The sequence below is a fragment of the Polaribacter porphyrae genome (genome assembly GCF_002954685.1).
Taxonomy (GTDB): Bacteria; Bacteroidota; Bacteroidia; order Flavobacteriales; family Flavobacteriaceae; genus Polaribacter; species Polaribacter porphyrae.
Window position 1 is genome coordinate 2142750 of the sequence record NZ_MSCN01000001.1, and the last position, 17708, is coordinate 2160457.

Annotated in this window: 15 protein-coding genes; all 15 read right to left on the reverse strand. The window is 31.1% G+C overall.

Features of this window, described 5'->3' with window-relative positions:
• Positions 1–11: 11 nt before the first annotated feature.
• Entirely contained in the window at positions 12–341 is a 330-nt protein-coding gene (locus BTO18_RS09605; protein ID WP_105016014.1) for a 2Fe-2S iron-sulfur cluster-binding protein, read from the reverse strand.
• Between the two features lie 283 nt (positions 342–624).
• Complete coding sequence (locus tag BTO18_RS09610; protein WP_105016015.1) at positions 625–1680, reverse strand: NAD(P)/FAD-dependent oxidoreductase; 1056 nt, start codon at positions 1678–1680, stop codon at positions 625–627.
• A gap of 73 nt (positions 1681–1753) precedes the next feature.
• On the reverse strand, positions 1754–2329 hold the full coding sequence (locus BTO18_RS09615) for a precorrin-2 dehydrogenase/sirohydrochlorin ferrochelatase family protein (protein ID WP_105016016.1): 576 nt from the start codon (positions 2327–2329) through the stop codon (positions 1754–1756).
• Between the two features lie 9 nt (positions 2330–2338).
• Positions 2339–3109 carry a uroporphyrinogen-III C-methyltransferase gene (gene cobA, locus BTO18_RS09620; protein WP_211295592.1) on the reverse strand — a complete coding sequence of 257 codons (771 nt, stop codon included), beginning with the start codon at positions 3107–3109 and terminating at the stop codon, positions 2339–2341.
• A complete protein-coding gene (locus tag BTO18_RS09625; protein ID WP_105016018.1) occupies positions 3102–5207 on the reverse strand; it encodes a ferredoxin-like domain-containing protein in 2106 nt (701 codons plus the stop codon). The genes cobA and BTO18_RS09625 overlap by 8 nt, the downstream gene beginning before the upstream one ends.
• A 12-nt stretch (positions 5208–5219) precedes the next feature.
• Positions 5220–6467 (reverse strand): sulfate adenylyltransferase subunit 1, encoded by a 1248-nt coding sequence (locus BTO18_RS09630; protein WP_105016019.1) that lies wholly within the window; start codon positions 6465–6467, stop codon positions 5220–5222.
• A 109-nt stretch (positions 6468–6576) separates the two neighbouring features.
• A complete protein-coding gene (cysD, locus tag BTO18_RS09635; protein ID WP_105017539.1) occupies positions 6577–7482 on the reverse strand; it encodes a sulfate adenylyltransferase subunit CysD in 906 nt (301 codons plus the stop codon).
• 11 nt (positions 7483–7493) lie between these two features.
• Entirely contained in the window at positions 7494–8108 is a 615-nt protein-coding gene (locus BTO18_RS09640; RefSeq protein WP_105017540.1) for a phosphoadenosine phosphosulfate reductase domain-containing protein, read from the reverse strand.
• Positions 8108–8371, reverse strand: a complete 264-nt coding sequence (locus BTO18_RS09645; RefSeq protein WP_105016020.1) for a DUF2061 domain-containing protein — start codon at positions 8369–8371, stop codon at positions 8108–8110. Before BTO18_RS09645 ends, BTO18_RS09640 begins: the two co-directional genes overlap by 1 nt.
• Positions 8372–8567: 196 nt before the next feature.
• Positions 8568–9782, reverse strand: coding sequence for an acyloxyacyl hydrolase (locus BTO18_RS17495; RefSeq protein WP_146106907.1), 1215 nt, complete (start codon positions 9780–9782; stop codon positions 8568–8570).
• Between the two features lie 31 nt (positions 9783–9813).
• The gene (locus tag BTO18_RS09655; RefSeq protein ID WP_105016021.1) at positions 9814–10227 is read right to left on the reverse strand and encodes an RrF2 family transcriptional regulator; all 414 of its coding nucleotides are present in this window, start codon (positions 10225–10227) and stop codon (positions 9814–9816) included.
• Between the two features lie 29 nt (positions 10228–10256).
• Positions 10257–11465, reverse strand: coding sequence for a polysaccharide lyase family 7 protein (locus tag BTO18_RS09660; protein WP_226789098.1), 1209 nt, complete (start codon positions 11463–11465; stop codon positions 10257–10259).
• Between the two features lie 139 nt (positions 11466–11604).
• Positions 11605–12771: a trans-sulfuration enzyme family protein gene (locus tag BTO18_RS09665; protein ID WP_105016023.1), complete on the reverse strand. Its 1167-nt coding sequence runs from the start codon at positions 12769–12771 to the stop codon at positions 11605–11607.
• Between the two features lie 97 nt (positions 12772–12868).
• Complete coding sequence (gene thrA / locus BTO18_RS09670; protein WP_105016024.1) at positions 12869–16270, reverse strand: bifunctional aspartate kinase/homoserine dehydrogenase I; 3402 nt, start codon at positions 16268–16270, stop codon at positions 12869–12871.
• A 153-nt stretch (positions 16271–16423) separates the two neighbouring features.
• Complete coding sequence (locus BTO18_RS09675; RefSeq protein WP_105017541.1) at positions 16424–17698, reverse strand: O-acetylhomoserine aminocarboxypropyltransferase/cysteine synthase family protein; 1275 nt, start codon at positions 17696–17698, stop codon at positions 16424–16426.
• Between the last annotated feature and the right edge of the window lie 10 nt (positions 17699–17708).

Sequence of the window (17708 nt, forward strand, 5' to 3'; positions counted from 1 at the left end):
CAAAACAATTATTAATCTTCAGGAGCTAATTCAACTTCTAAACCTTCTAATTCTGGCGTCATTTGTATTTGACAACCCAATCTACTATTATCTTCTACATTGAAAGCTTCTGCTAACATTGCGTCTTCGTCGTCTGTCATTTCTGGTAAATTATGATCAGAATTCACATAACATTGGCAAGATGCACACATTGCCATTCCTCCACAAATGCCTATTGTACCTTCTTCTGCCAATTCGTAAGAACGTACAACTTCCATTAAGTTCATTGCCATATCTGTTGGTGCAACAACATCGTGAGTTACTCCATTTCTGTCTGTTATTTTAATATTGATGTCTTGCATTTACTTTTCTATTATTGATATTGTCTGCAAAGTTACATAAACCTAACAATGTAAATTAGCTATTTATTGAAAGAAAACTATCAGTTTCAAACAAGTTTAGCCCAGATTGAAACGACATCCTTTTTTTGTTTTTTAGTTAGCTGTCATTACGAATGAGGAACGAATGAAGTAATCTCTTTCCTTTTTTGAGATTGCTTCTTAAACTCGCAATGATATTTCTAAAAGCATAAAAAAAGATATAGTGGAAAGCTGGAAATAGCTTCTAATAAACTTTATTTATTTTTTACTGAATTGCTTTAACTACCGCTTTTGGCGCTTCTTTTCGTGTTCCATCAAAACCATCTACTCCACCAACTGTTGTATATTTCATTACATATTTTTTATCTGGAAAAATTCTTTTATATGCACTTTGACACATTAATGTTGCTTCGTGAAATCCACACAAAATTAATTTTAATTTTCCTGGATAGGTATTTACATCTCCAATCGCATACACTCCTGGAATATTTGTTTGATAATCTAAAGCGTTGTTTACTTTAATGGCATTTTTCTCTATTTCTAATCCCCAATTACCTATCGGACCTAATTTTGGAGATAATCCAAAAAGTGGAATAAAATGATCTGTATCAACAATAAAAGCATCTTCTCCTTTTTTCTCAACAGCAACTCCTGTAACTTTATCGGTTCCTAAAATTCCTTTTACTTCTGCAGGAGTTATCAAGTTTATCTTTCCTAGATTCTTTAATTCTTGTACTTTTTCAACGGAATCTAAAGCACCTCTGAATTCATTTCTTCTGTGAATTAAAGTTACTTCTGATGCTATATCAGACAAGAAAATAGCCCAATCTAAAGCTGAATCTCCACCACCAGAAATCACTACTTTTTTATCTCTGTAAAATTCTGGTTCTTTAATCATATATTCTACTCCTTTATCTTCGAAATCTGCAATATTAGGGATTAATGGTTTTCTTGGCTCAAAAGAACCTAAACCACCTGCAATTGCAACAATTTTTGCATGGTGTTTTGTCCCTTTATTCGTGGTAACAATAAATGTACCATCTTCTTGTTTATCGATCGTTTCTGCACGTTCTCCAAAAGTAAAACCTGGCTCAAATTGTTTTATTTGCTCCAATAAATTCTTGGTTAAATCTCCTGCTAAAATTTCTGGATATGCAGGAATATCGTAAATTGGTTTCTTCGGATAAATTTCTGAACATTGTCCGCCAGCTTGTGGCAAAGCATCTATTAAATGACATTTTAATTTTAATAAACCCGCTTCAAAAACGGTGAATAATCCTGTTGGTCCTGCTCCAATTATTAGTATGTCTGTTGTAATCATAATTTTATTTTGCTTTTAGCTATTTGCTTTTAGCCATTCGCTAATTGCTAATTGCAAAAAGCTAATAGCCACTTTATTTCTCTACCAAACTCTTTGTAAACTCGTTTAGCTTTTCTACTTTTTCTTCAAAGTTTCCTTTGATGGTTTTTCTATATTCGTTTAAATTCTTCACTAAATCATCAATATTTTCTGGAATTACATTTTCAAAAAACTGACGTAATCTTTTGGCTGTTGTTGGTGATTTTCCATTGGTAGAAATTGCAATTTTTACATTTCCTTTGGTTACAATTCCGCCCATATAAAAATCGCAATATGGAGGATTATCAGCAACATTTACCAATTTTGCTTGCGCTCTACAATCTTTCCAAACTTGTATGTTTATTTCAGGAATATCAGTTGTAGCAATAACCATGTGTTTTCCTTCTAAATAACTGTTTCTGTAAACATCTGCTATTAAAGTTACACAACCTTTTTTTGAAAGCTCTACTGTACCTTCTCTAAACATTGGTGAAACCATTGTTACGTGCGCATCTGGACTCGACTTTAAAAGAAAAGTTAGTTTTTCTTCTGCCACAAAACCACCACCAATGATTAAAACATTTAAGTTTTTAGTTTTTAAGAAAATAGGATACAGATTATTTCTTTCCATCAAAATAAATTAGGCTATTAATTCTTTTGAATACTCATTTTGAATATTCGCTAAAACTGCTCTATGATTCACAACTTCACCCAAAACAATAATTGCAGGGTTACTTAATTCTTGCTCTTTTACCACTTCTAAAATGGTATCTACAGTTCCTATTCCTACTTTTTCGTTACTTCTTGTTCCATTTTGAATGATGGCAACTGGCAAATCGTTTTTATTTTCTTGCTGAAATAATTTGATGATTTCTGGTAATTTTCCCATTCCCATTAACACCACAACTGTTGCATTCGATTTTGCAGCCAGAGCAATATCATTCGATAATTTGTGTTCTTTTGTAGTTCCAGTAATTACCCAAAAACTTTCTGCACTTCCACGTTTAGTAACTGGAATATTTTGATACGCAGGAACTGCCAATGAAGACGAAATTCCTGGAATCATTGCTGTTTCTATTCCGAAACTTGCTGCGAATTCCATTTCTTCTGCTCCTCTTCCAAAGATGAATGGATCTCCACCTTTTAAACGAACTACGTGTCCGTGTGTTTTTGCTCTTGCAACAATTAAATCATTAATTTGTTCTTGCTGATATCTGTAACAACCTCTTCGTTTTCCTACAAAAATGATTTCTGCATTAGGATTTATAAAGTCTAATAATTCTTCATTTACCAAAGCATCATACAAAACAACATCTGCCTTTTTTAAAACTTTTACTGCTTTTAATGTAATTAAATCTACATCTCCAGGACCAGCGCCAACTACTGTTAATTTTGGTATTTTACTATACATGACTAACTTCTTGTTTTCTAAACGAATCTGCTTTTTTATAAAATGATTTTGCATCATTCAAATAACTTTCTGCAAATGTTTTGGTTGGTGCTTCTTTTTTAATTTGATATACTAAATCTTCAAAAGAACCATTCAATTCGAATTTATTAGTGTCTACAAAATACTTCTGAAAATCACTAATAATTCCTGCTTGGGTATTTGTTTTTACATTTTCTGCAATCAATAATGCTTTTGCTGTATTTACCAGAGATGTGTACGCATGGTAAATACTATCAGAAAACTGATTTTCATTCAAAGCTTCTTCTGAATTGGTGATTTTTTCTTCACTTTCAAATAAAAGTGTCGCAATTAAATCGATGACAACTCCTGCACATTCTCCTACTCCAATTGCTTTTACGTAGTTTTCATCATGTCCCCAATCGATAAAATCGTTGGGTTCTAAATTGGTGGTGTCTTGCAATCCCTTTAACAAATCGTAGAAATATGTTTTTCCTTGTCTGTCGTAATATTCTAAAAAAGTCTCATTTTCTTGCTGATTTTCTTCAACATCATTTAATAAAATACGTAAAGATTCTGGGCCTCTTTTACTTGGTACTTTTACTAATTTATCTGAAAAACGACCTTTTCCATCTCCTAAAATTCCACCACCAATTAAAATTTGTAAAGCTGGCGCTTGTAAGTTTCCAACTTTTATAGACATTCCTTGAAAACCAATATGTGCCATATTATGCTGACCACAAGCATTCATACAACCACTAATTTTAATGGCAATTTCTTTGTTATTTAAATACTTCGGATATTCTTCTTCCAATACTTTTTCCAAGGCAACTGCAATTCCTGTACTGCTCGAAATTCCTAAATTACACGTATCTGTTCCTGGACAAGCTGTAATATCTGCTGTAGAATTATACCCAATATTTGTAAAACCTAATTTTTGTAATTCCACATAAAAGAAAGGTAATAACTCCTCTTTTATATGACGAATTAAAATATTTTGTCTTAATGTTAAACGGATTTCATTTGCTGCATATCTCTTTACCAAATCTGCTAACAAACGTGCTTTTGGTGTATAAAAATCTCCTAAATGTACTTTTATTCCGATAGCGAATAAACCTTCTTGTTTTTGTTTGATAACATTGGTTTCTTTCCACTTATTAAAAGCAAATTCATCTTCAATTTTGACTGAAGGAATTTCAATATTTTGAAAAGGAATAGGTTGTTCAAAAGCAGTAGTATCAATTTTAAACCTTTTGTTTTCTAAAGCATTTACTTCATCAGCAACTAATTTTATAAATGCATCTACACCAATATCTTTTACCAAGAATTTCAACCTTGCTTTAGCTCTTTTAGCACGCTCACCAAATCTGTCGAAAACTCTTAAAACACCTTCAATTGTTGGTATTAAAACATCTTCCTCAAGAAAATCGTAAATAACATCTGCGTGTCTTGGTTGCGACCCTAAACCACCACCTAATAATACTTTAAATCCTTTTTTTGCAACTCCATTTTCAGTTTTAATTTTTGCAATAAAACCTAAATCATGTATAAAACTTATAGCTGTATCATCATCAGTTCCTGAAAAAGACATCTTAAATTTACGTCCCATTTCTTGGCAAATTGGGTTTCTTAAAAAGAATTTAAACGTTGCATCTGCATAAGGTGAAACATCAAAAGGTTCATTAATATCTATTCCTGCAGTTTCTGATGCAGTCACATTTCTAACAGCATTTCCACAAGCTTCTCTTAATGTAATATCGTCTTTTTCTAACTGTGCCCACAATTCTGGAGTTCTATCTAAACTTACATGATGAATTTGAATATCTTGTCTTGTAGTGATGTGTAATCTTCCACGAGAATATTCGTCTGAAACATCAGAAATTCTGTGTAATTGTTCGCTGGTTACTTTTCCGTAAGGTAATTTTATACGAATCATTTGAACGCCAAATTGACGCTGACCATAAACGCCTCTTGCCAAACGTAAACTTCTAAAACGTTCTTCGTCTATTTTACCTTCTTTAAAAAGTTGAATTTTTCTCTCTAATTCCAGAATGTCTTTTTCTACAACTGGGTTTTCTATTTCGGTTCTAAAACTCTGCATAATCTTCTTTTTTTATCGGATAAAACCGACTCCAACTGTATTGTTTGTTTTTGGATTGATTAAAATAAAAGATCCATTTGATTTGTTTTGATTGTAAGCATCCACCAATAAAGGTTTGCTTAATTTTAATTGAATATCTCCTATTTGGTTCAATTCTAATGCTGATGGATTTTCGATTTTCCCAGAGAAATCCGTCTTAATAATTGTATTCAATTTCGTGATTTTTGCTTGAGCGTCATTTACACCATGTTTGATATAATATTTTTGAGACGCTTGCAAAGGAGCTGAATCCATCCAACAAATAGTGGCGTTTAGTTGCTTTGCAATTGTTGGTTGTTCCGCAACTTTCACTAACATATCTCCTCTACTCACATTCACATTATCATCTAAAGTGATGGTTACAGAACTTCCGCTTTTTGCTTTTGCGAATTCTTCATTAAAAAAATGAATACTTTTTATGGTTGATTTTGTTTGCGATGGTAATACAGAAACTTCGTCTCCAACTTCAAAATCCCCTCCGTAAATTTTCCCAGCATAACCTCTAAAATCGTGATAATCTTGTGTTTTTGGTCTGATAACCGTTTGCACTGGAAAACGTGTTTGCGAAACTTCACTAATATCTTCTGCGTCTAATCTTTCTAAATGATGTAATAACGTTTCTCCTTTATACCAAGACATATTTTCTGATGGTATAACCACATTATCTCCATCTAGAGCAGACATTGGAATAAACGTCAAATTCTGATTTTTATATTCGCTTTTACTTGCTAAATACTCGATTTCTCCTTTAATGATGTTGTATTTTTCTTCGGAAAAATTGACCAAATCCATTTTATTAATGGCAATGACAACATCTTTAATTCGTAATAAATTATTGATAAAAAAATGACGATACGTTTGTTCTACAACACCATTTCTTGCATCAATTAAAACGATGGAAGCTTGTGCTGTTGAAGCGCCAGTAACCATATTTCTTGTATATTCGATATGACCTGGAGTATCTGCAATAATGAAACTCTTTTTTCTTGTTGAAAAGTAAATGTGCGCAACATCAATGGTAATTCCTTGTTCTCTTTCTGCCACTAAACCATCTGTTGCCAAAGAAAAATCTAAATAATCGAAACCTCTTTGCTTGCTTTTTTCTTCAATTGCTTCTAACTTGTCGTCAGTTAACGATTTTGTGTCGTATAATAAACGACCTATTAAGGTACTTTTACCATCATCTACACTTCCTGCTGTTGCTATTTTTAATACGTTCATTTTTTAATGCTTTATGCTTCAAGCTATATGCTTTAAGCAAACTTGTGTTATCTAATTTGTTTCTTGCTTAAAGCTTATTGCCTATAGCATAAAATTTGTTTAGCAAATTTTAGAAATATCCTTGTTGTTTTCTCTTTTCCATGGCAGCTTCAGAGCGTTTATCGTCTATTCTTGCGCCTCTTTCTGAAATGGAGGAATCTCTAATTTCTTCGACTACTTTTGTAATATCTACTGCATCTGACAAAACTGCGGCTGTACAACTCATATCGCCAACCGTTCTAAAACGAACCATTCTTTCTAAAACTTCTTCTTCTTCATCTCTAAAAACAACTTCGTCATCTGCAGACCAAATAAGACCATCTCTTAAAAATGTTTTTCTTTTGTGAGCGAAATAAATAGAAGGAATTTCGATATTTTCTTTTTTGATATACGACCAAACGTCTAATTCTGTCCAATTTGAAATTGGGAAAACTCGTACATTTTGCCCTAAATCTATTTTTCCATTTAGTATATCAAACACTTCTGGACGTTGATTTTTTTCATCCCACTGCCCAAAATCATCTCTTACTGAAAAGATTCTTTCTTTGGCTCTTGCTTTTTCCTCATCTCTTCTTGCACCTCCAATACACGCATCAAAACCAAATTCTTCAATAGCATCTAACAATGTTTCAGTTTGCAACATATTTCTACTTGCATATCTTCCTGTTTCTTCTTTTACAGTTCCATTATCGATATTATCTTGCACATTTCTCACGATTAATTCTACACCTAATTCTTGTGTTAACCAATCTCTGAATTCGATGGTTTCTGGGAAATTGTGTCCAGTATCTATATGCATTAAAGGGAAAGGAATTTTTGCAGGAAAAAATGCTTTTTGTGCTAAACGAACTAACGTAATGCTGTCTTTTCCGCCAGAAAATAACAACACAGGTTTTTCGAACTGTGCCACTACTTCTCTAAATATATAAATCGCTTCACTTTCTAAAGCATCTACTTGTAATGTTTTTTGATTCATAATCATTTCTTTTAGATATGCAAACCACATTCTCTATTGCTTTCTACTTTTGTTGGATCGAAATATGTAAATTCATTTGGTAAATTAAATTGATTTAAATACGTGTCTAAATCTTTATCTGACCAATGATAAAAAGGACTCACTTTTAGGATTCCGTCTTTACTTTCTGATACTATATCGATGCTATCTCTAAAGGCAGTTTGCCCTTTTCTTAAATTTGTAAACCAAACATCTGGTTTGTGTTCTTGCATTGCTCTTGTAAATGGTTCTAATTTTACTTGCTCTGTAAAAAGTTGGTGTTTTTTATCTTCTATTGAAGGAACTCCCAAAACCACATTTCTATGCGCAACTGTTTGCTTTGGAACATATAATTTGATATTTAAATCTAACTTTTCTATAATTTCCTCTGCGTGTTTATAAGTTTGAAGGGTGTTATAACCTGTATCGCACCAAATTACTTTTATATCTTTTTTTACTTCTGTAACTGCATTTAAAATTGCTACCTCATATGGTCTAAAGTTTGTAGTAATTACTGGATTCTTTGCCAAAGAAATTCCCCAACTAATAATTTCTGTAGGACTCTTAAAACGTAATTCTTTATTTATTTCCACTATATTAACACTCATTATTTTCCCCAATTTATTTTATTCCATAATCTTTCATGAAAGAAGTACAAAATCAATTTTGTGATAAAATCTATTGAAGCAATTGATGTAGCTAATATTATTTCTCCTGTTAGTATGTATGATACAATTAAAGTATCTAACGTACCTACAATTCGCCAACTCAATGCTTTTACAATACTTCTTAATGGTTTTTCAGAATTTTTAGCCTCTTCAAAACTTTTTTCTTTATTTTTTTTTCCAATAAAAACTTGATCTAGAATCATAGAAAAACTTAAAAATTTAATTCCTACTAATTAAGTAGGGTATGCAAACATACATCATAAATTTTTAATAAAGTAGAAATAATATTGTAAAATTATTTCTACCCCATAGATTTAGTAGATTAATAATAAATGAGTTCTAATTTTAAGAATAATTTACTACTAAAAGCTGATAGCTAATGAAATTAATAACAGATTTTTAAAAAGTTTTACCAAAAGTAAATTGAATCGGTACAGCAACTCCTGCATTGCCAGTAAAAATATTACCATTTGAGTAATGCATAATTCGTAGTTCAAAGTTATATTTTCTTTCTTTTCCAAAGAAAACACCAAAACCCATTGTGTCTTGATATGTAATATTTGTTCCCATATCAAAGCCATCTACAGTACTTTCTGTTATATAAGTTGGCCCAATAATTGAATAGTTTGTGTAAAAATCAAAACTATCTCTTCTTAATAAATAAAAACGAAGTACAGGAAAAATTGAAAAAGCAAAAACATCCTTACCTCCTCTAGATTTAAAATAAGTACTGCTTACTCCCCAATCTAAAGAAAAAATCTTTTCTGACCTATATATTAATCTTTGGTATGTTAACGAGAAAGATTGATCTGCTCTTACATCTCCCAACCAAAAAACAGGTATTCCAAGACTTTGGAAATTACCAACATTTACATTCATAGAAAAGAATTCATTCATTCCATAACCTATTGCACCAGTTCCATAACTAATCTGAAAAATATTTTTTGGAAAAAAATAGCTATTGTTTGCATATTCTTCTGCAGTTTTATCATCAACTTGTTGTAAATGATATTCAAAACCAAAAGATGCTTGAGATATTGCTGGTTGATTATGCTTTGTAGATTTTGGCATGAAAGTTCCGTTTGCTGATAATCGCCATTTTTCTGATAATTTATATTGCAAACCAAAGCCATACAATAAACTTGCATAGTGTGCGTCTTCATATACAACATCATTACCAATAGAAAAACCAACTCTAGTTAAGTTTGCAACTCCTGCTTCTGCGTACAAATTGAATTTATCATTCAATCTAAAATCCTTTTTTAGAGATAATAACCAGGCATTAATCCAAACACTACTCTCGTAACCAATATTATTTACATTATCATATTTAAACCAAGCTGCTGGTCTAATTGTACCAAATTGCAAAGCCCAATCTTCTTTAAATTTATAACCCAAAAGCATTCTACCAGAAAACCAATTTCTACTTACAGTTGGAGATGCATAGCCAGAAGCTAAATTATCATTTGAAAAAGAATGGAAAATTCCACCAAAATTGATACTGTAATATGATTTTGATAAAAAATCTGTAAACTTGGTTTTCTGTTCTTTTTCTTGTGATAAACTTGTTGTTATGCAAAAAAATAAAACAATTAAGGTTAGCGATTTTTTCATCAAAAAAAAGATTTTCATCAAATATAATAAACTATTGTTTACTCAAATCTGCCAAAGTAGTATTTCTAAAAATTTGAAGAGAACTATCTCTTAACTGTAACATTAAGTTATGAACTGCACATGTATTTTCATCTGGGCAATCGTCACATTTTTCGTAAAAATTCAAGCTCACACAAGGCACCATAGAAATTGGTCCTTCCAAAATTCGCATCACAGAAGTCATGGGTATTTCTTCAGGATTTTTGAGCAAATAATACCCTCCTCCTTTACCTTTTTTAGAGCCTAATAATCCATTTTTACGAAGTGTAAGTAATATGCTTTCTAAAAATTTTAGTGATATATTTTCACTTTTAGATATTGTTGCAATCTGTACAGGCTTTTTGTCTTCTTGCCTCGCTAAAAAAGTAAGTGCTTTAATTCCGTATTTTGTTTTTTTAGATAGCATGTAACTAAAGTAAACAAATTATAGTAAACCTAGTTTGTTGTATGGGTTTTTTCTAGTTTATAAAATGTAGCTTGTACATAATCATCTGAATTACCAGAGTTATTTCCTTGATATAAACCAGCTTTAAAATATTGATACTGTCCACTTTTATCAAAGCCACTATTAGACATGTCTACAGTTTCAACAATATCTGCTTTACCATCTCTAGAAATTGTAACTGTAAGCGTATTATTTATAGTTTTAATTTGATAAGAAAACTTTTCATTCAATGCAATTCCATCTGAAGGATTAGAGGCAGAATTACTTCTAGAGCCAATCATTTCGTACCATTTTTCGCTCCCAAAACCATCTCTTGGCTCATGGGCAAAATATATAGATCCTAAATTATTATTTGGTAATTTTCTATAATATAGACGTATAGGCTCATCATCATTTGCATGAATTTGACCAATAATTACTCTGCCAACATGGCTAGAACTACCTGTAGTTGTTACATAATTTATGGCTAAAGTAGCATTCATTTCTCCATCAAAACCAGCTGCTGCATTTTTATCTGCTTGTGGAGATGAACCAAAAACCCAGTTATTTTTATTTACACCTTGAGTGGGTATATTTGTGTTCGTACCTCTTAACATTTCACGTAGCTCAACTCTAGTATAACTTGTATTGGCTGATGTTTTAAAACCTGCAATTGGACATTTAAAGACCATTCCTCCATCATCTGCCGTACAAAAATAGTTTTTATCTTCATAACGATTATTAATTTCGCTTACAGTAATTGTTTTAGAAAAACCATTCCCATTGTTTTCTGGTGTATTTAATTTCCAAGTTGATAGATCAAAATTTTCTGACGGTGCTTTATTTGGGTCTAAATCCCCAGAATTTACTTTTCCAGCTTGCACAATAGTAATTGATTTTGAAATAGTATTACTCTCAACAGTAATTATTCCTGAACGATTGTTAATACTAGGATTTGCCTCTACAGAAATATTTATAACATTGTTATTAGAGCCTCTTGATGGTGTAAAAGAAAACCAACTCACATTTTTATTCACTGTCCAATTTACATTTGATGTTACAGTAAGTGTTTGTGTTTCTTGGTTTGAGGAAAATTGCGAAATAGATGATAAGTTTAGCTCCTCAATTTGTTCTTCGTTCGAATCTTTAGAACTACAAGAAAAAAAAGTTAATAGTAAAAAACAAAAAAAACCTATTTTGAAAGTGTTTTTTATTGACAAAATAAAAGTGTTTATAATTTAGAGAGTAAAAATACAAAATTGGTTAACCAATTAAGTTATATTTTATATAAACTTATTATTAAACTATTTAAAAAGTTTATTAAAGTTTTCTGACCTAAAATCTTACACCATAAAGTTTTTATTTTTTTAAAGCTTGCTTTATGTCAGAAATAATATCAGAAACATGCTCTAAACCAACTGATATTCGAACCAAACCATTAGTAATTCCTACTTCTAATCGATCTTGTTCTGATAGACGTCCGTGAGTTGTTGAAGATGGATGTGTAACTATAGTTCGTGTATCTCCTAAATTTGCAGACAATGAACACATTTTAATATTGTTTAAAAAAGTTCTACCAGCTTCTAAACCACCTTTTATTTCAAAAGCAACAATATTGCCTCCTAATTTCATTTGTTTTTTTGCAATTTTATACTGTGGATGTGATTTTAAAAATGGATATTTTACTATTTTAACTTGCTCATTTTTTTCTAAAAATCTTGCTACTTTTTTGGCATTTTTACAATGTTTATTCACTCTAACTGCTAAAGTTTCTAAACTTTTTGATAAAACCCACGCATTAAAAGGAGACATTGCTGGCCCTGTATTTCTGGCAAACAAATAAATTTCTCTTATTAAATCTGATGAACCTACTGTAACTCCACCTAAAACTCTACCTTGACCATCCATTAATTTTGTTGCGGAATGAATTACCAAATCTGCACCAAATTTAATAGGTTGTTGAATATATGGAGTTGCAAAACAATTATCAACAATAAAAATTAAGTTGTGCCTTTTGGCAATGTTGCCTATCAATTCTAAATCTAAAATATCTACTGCTGGATTTGTTGGTGTTTCTATATAAAGAATTTTGGTATTTTCTTTGATTAAACTTTCTACCAAATCAACTTCATCAACCTTAAAATACGAAGTTTCTATATTCCATTTTGGTAAATATTTGGTAAACATACCATGAGTTGAACCAAAAACAGATTTGCAAGAAACTATATGGTCACCTGCATTTAACAAAGCTGCAAATGTTGAGAAAATAGCAGACATACCAGTTGCAAAAGCATGCCCAGCTTCTGCACCTTCCATAATTACTATTTTATTTACAAATTCTGAAGTATTCGGGTTTGTAAATCGGCTATATAAATTACGTTGTTTTTCTTCTGCGAAGGAGGCTCTCATCTCTTCAGCGTCATCAAATACAAAACTTGATGTTAAATATAAAGGCGAAGAATGTTCTGAAAATTGACTTCTTTCAGTTTGATTTCTTATGGCTTCTGTTTCGAAATGTTTGCTCATTGTTTTATTTTTCCTTCAAGGTCTTTTTTAGAACCTTGTAGGTATCTTTGTTTATACTTAAATACCTGCAAGGTTTTCGAAACCTTGCAGGAAAAAGCTAATTATTATGTTTTGCTAATCGTAAAATATCTCCAAAAACGCCTCTTGCTGTTACTTTTGCTCCTGCTCCTGCTCCTTGAATTACAATAGGTTGCTCTCCATAAGATTCTGTATAAATTTCAAAAATGGCATCAGAACCTTGTAAAGAACCTAAAGGTGTATTTGTTGGTGTTGACACTAATTTTACCTCTAAATTTCCTTTTTCTTTAGATAAATCACCACTTAATTCTCCAATATAACGTAACACATGATTCTCTTTTTGGCTATCTTTCAATACTTGATAATCTTCATCTAATAATTCTAAATTGCTTAAAAAATCATCTAAAGAGTTTTCTTGTAAATGCTCTGGAATTAGGTTTTTAATAGCTACTTCATCCAACTCATTTTTTAAATCTAACTCTCTTGCTAAAATCAATAGTTTTCTGGCAACATCATTTCCACCTAAATCTTCTCTTGGGTCTGGTTCTGTAAAACCTTTATCAATTGCTTCTTGCAATACTTTAGAAAACAAAACATCATTAGCAGAAAAATTATTAAATAAATAGCTTAGAGTTCCTGAAAAAACACCTCTAATTCTGGTAATATTTTCTCCTGATTCGTGTAATAAACGAATGGTATCAATCAAAGGTAAACCAGCACCAACATTGGTTTCGTATAAATATTGTTTTTTGTATTTCTTTAACTTGGCTCTTACTTCTTCGTAGAAATCGAAAGATAATGTATTTGCAATTTTATTACAAGAAACTAAATCGAACCCTGCTTCAATTAATGGAATATAATTCCCAACAAAGTCAACACTTGCTGTGTTATCAACCGCAATTAAATTTTCTAAATGATGTTCTTTTGCAAAAGCAATAATATTATTTACAGACACATTTTTGTCTCCTTTTTCTGTTAAGTTTTGTTCCCAGTTTTGGTCAACTCCAATTCTACTTAACAACACTTTTTTAGAGTTTGCAACCGCAAATACATTTAGTTGAATTTTACGTCTTTCTAATATGGATTGTGTATTTTCTATAATTTGATTAATTAATGTACCACCAACCAAACCTTTACCAAAAATAGCAATATTTACTTTTTTAGTCACACCAAAAACTTGTCCGTGAATTACATTCACAGCTTTGTATAGTTCCTTTTTTTTAACCACCAAACTCACATTTTTTCCAGTAACTGTATTGTTGAATAAAAGTGGTACAATTTGATTTTTTATTAAGGCATTATATGGATGATGAAACTCGCTCAAATCTTGACCTATAATCGAAATTACAGCAACATTATCTACAACAGAAATACGATTTACATCATTTGCATTTACATCATTTTCAAATTCATTTTCTAAAGTTTCAACAGCTTCTTTAGCTTTATTTTTATCGATGATTAACCCTATTCCTCTTTCTGAAGAACCTTGAGAAATAATACTAACATTAATATTTTTTGCACTTAAAGCACTAAAAATTCTAGCATCTACACCTATTTTTCCTAATAAACCTCGTCCTTCAAAATTTAATAAAGCCACATTGTCAATAGTAGAAATAGATTTGATGCCTTTTGTTGCTACTTCTGATGTTATTAATGTTCCTTTATCTGTTGCATTAAATGTATTTAAAATTCGTAAGTTGATGTTTTTCTCTAAAAGTGGAATTATCGATTTTGCATGTAAAATTGATGCTCCAAAATTGGCTAACTCATTCGCTTCAGAAAACGAAAGCTGCTCTATCTTTTTTGCATCTGCTACCAAGTCTGGATTGGCTGTGTAAATTCCGCTAACATGTGTGTAATTTTGTAACTCTTCAGCATCTAAATAATTGGCTAATAAAGAGGCAGTATAATTACTCCCATTTCTCCCTAAAGTTGTGGTTTCTCCATTTTTGTTTGATGCTATAAAACCAGTTACAATATTGATTTTATTTTTGTATTTCTTAAAATAAGCAACCACATTTTCCTTTGAGATTGATGTAATAGGTTGTGCATTTCCAAAATTCTCATCAGTTATAATTAAGTCTCTTGAGTCTGTGTAGTTTGAAGGAATATTTTCTTGTTCTAATAAACTTGCTAGTAATTTTACAGACAGTAATTCGCCTTGTGCTAAAACTTCATCTTTTATTTTTTGGCTGTAATCTCCTAATAGAGAAACTCCTTCAAAAATGGTTTTTAGAGTTATAAACTCTTTTGAAAAATCGATATTTTGATTTGGTGCTTGTTGATATGCCTTAAACTCATCAAACAAAACTTGATACTCTTCTTTAGATACAGCTCTGTCTAAAATAAGTTCTAAATCATTTGTTGTATTGCCTCTTGCTGAAGCTACAACTATAAATTTTTCATTATTTTTATATTTATCAGAAATAATTTTTAGCACATTCTCTAAACCTTTTCCATTAGCTAAAGATTTTCCTCCAAACTTTACAATTTTCATTTTTTGCTTTTGAAAATTTGTATTGAAAATTGGTTCAATTATTTTTTCGAGTTGCTCATACTCAATCAAAAAAGCATCATGACCATGTACAGAGTTTATTTCATTATAAGTAACATTTTCTTTTGTTAATGCTAACTTTTTATGCGTTTCTCTATTTTCTTCGGCTGTAAAGAACAAATCAGAATCCACACCAATAATGTGAATATCTGCTTCAATTCCATCTAAAATCTCATCACTTTTATTACCATTGTTTGTTACATCTATTGTTTTTAGCAATTGATTCATCAATTTATAAGAAGACAATTGAAAACGTTCTTGCAACTTTTTTCCATGATGTAACAACCAGCTTTCTATATTAAAAATAGCGAGCTCATCATTTTTAGAACGATGAAAACGCTCTTTAAAAGATTCTGGAGTTCTGTAACATAACATTGCATGCATTCGTGCATCATGCACAGGATTACTAGAATTGACTAAAAACTGTTCTTGAATTTGACAATTTGCAATTAACCAATCTGTGGATTTCCAATCTGTAGCTACAGGGATAAAATGTTGGGTTATTTTGTTATTTAATACCACCATTTCCCAAGCAATTCCACCTCCTAAAGAGCCTCCTATCAGTGCAAAAAGTTTATTGATAGTTAATTTTCTTAATCCTTCTAAAAAAATCTTTGCAATATCTCTAGCTATAAAATCTTTGTAATTATCAATCAAAAATCCATCAAAACCATTTCCAGGAATATTGAAAGACAATACTGTATAAATATCAGTATTTATCACTTTTTGTTTGCCTACAATATCTTGCCACCAGCCATTTTTACCACCAACTTCGCTATTTCCTGTTAATGCGTGGTTGATTAACACAACAGGAGCTGTACCTAATTTTTTACCAAAAACTTGATAGCTTAAATTGAGTTCTGCAATTGCGATTTCACTTTCTGTAGTAAAATCTTGTATTTTGATATGTTGTAGTGGATGTTTCAATAGTTGTTTTTTGAAATATCAGTTCGAGTGATTTTTATGTAGTACTAAAGAAATAAAAATTGTATCGAGAACTTCTTTTTATAACTTCTCGACACAAAATTATTTTTCATTTCATTATAAATAATTTCACTCGAAGAGACATCATCTAAATTATTATATTTTTGCAAAAGCCGATTTTAAATCTGCTTTTAAATCTTCAATATCTTCAATACCTACAGAAAGTCTTATTAAGTCTGATGTTACACCAGCACTTTCTTGCTGTGCCTCATCTAATTGTTGATGTGTTGTACTTGAAGGATGAATAATTAACGATTTTGTATCACCAATATTAGCTAATAAAGAAAAAACTTGTGTTTCGTTTGAAATGGTTTTAGCCGCTTCAAAACCACCTTTTGCTCCAAAAGTAACGATTCCACTTTGTCCTTTTGGTAAGTATTTTTTAGATAAAGCATTATATTTACTACTCTCTAAACCAGGATAATTTACCCAAGCAACTTCTTCTTGTTGTTCTAACCACTTTGCTAGTTCTAATGCATTTTCTGAATGTTGTTTTATTCTTACTGATAATGTTTCTAAACCTTGAATAATGTTAAATGCATTTGTTGGACTAATTGCACCACCAAAATCACGTAATCCTTCTAAAATTAATTTAAACGTATAAGATGCAGCACCTAAAGTTTCATAATATTTTAAACCATGATACCCTGCAGAAGGTTCTGTAAATTCAGGGAATTTTCCATTTGCCCAATTGAAAGTTCCACCATCTATAATAGCACCTCCTAAAGAGTTTCCTTGACCACCAATATATTTTGTCAACGAATGAATTACAATATTTGCTCCATGTTTTAAAGGATTTAATAATGCTGGAGTTGCAACAGTATTATCAACAATAAAAGGAACTTCTGCAGCTTTAGAATGTACTGCAATTGCTTCTAAATCTAACACGTCTAATTTTGGATTTCCCAAAGATTCTACAAAAAACGCTCTTGTATTCTCTTGAACTGCATCTGCAAAATTATCAGGATTTGAAGCATCTACAAATGTAGTAGTAATACCTAATCTTGGTAAGGTAACACTCAATAAATTGTAAGTTCCTCCATACAAACTACTTGAGGCTACAATATGATCTCCAGCTTTTAAAAGTGTTAATAAACCTGTAGAAATTGCTGCTGTACCAGAAGCAAAAACCACTGCTCCAATTCCGCCTTCGATTGCTGCCAAACGTTCTTGCAAAATTTGATTAGTAGGATTATTTAAACGTGTATAAATAAAACCTAATTCAGCCAACGAAAATAAATTTGCTGCATGATCAGCATCATTAAAAACATAAGATGTTGTTTGATAAATAGGAACTGCTCTTGCTCCTCCATTTGCTTTTACATCATGTCCTGCGTGCAACGCGTTTGTTGCTAATTTTTGTGTACTCATTTTTCTATTT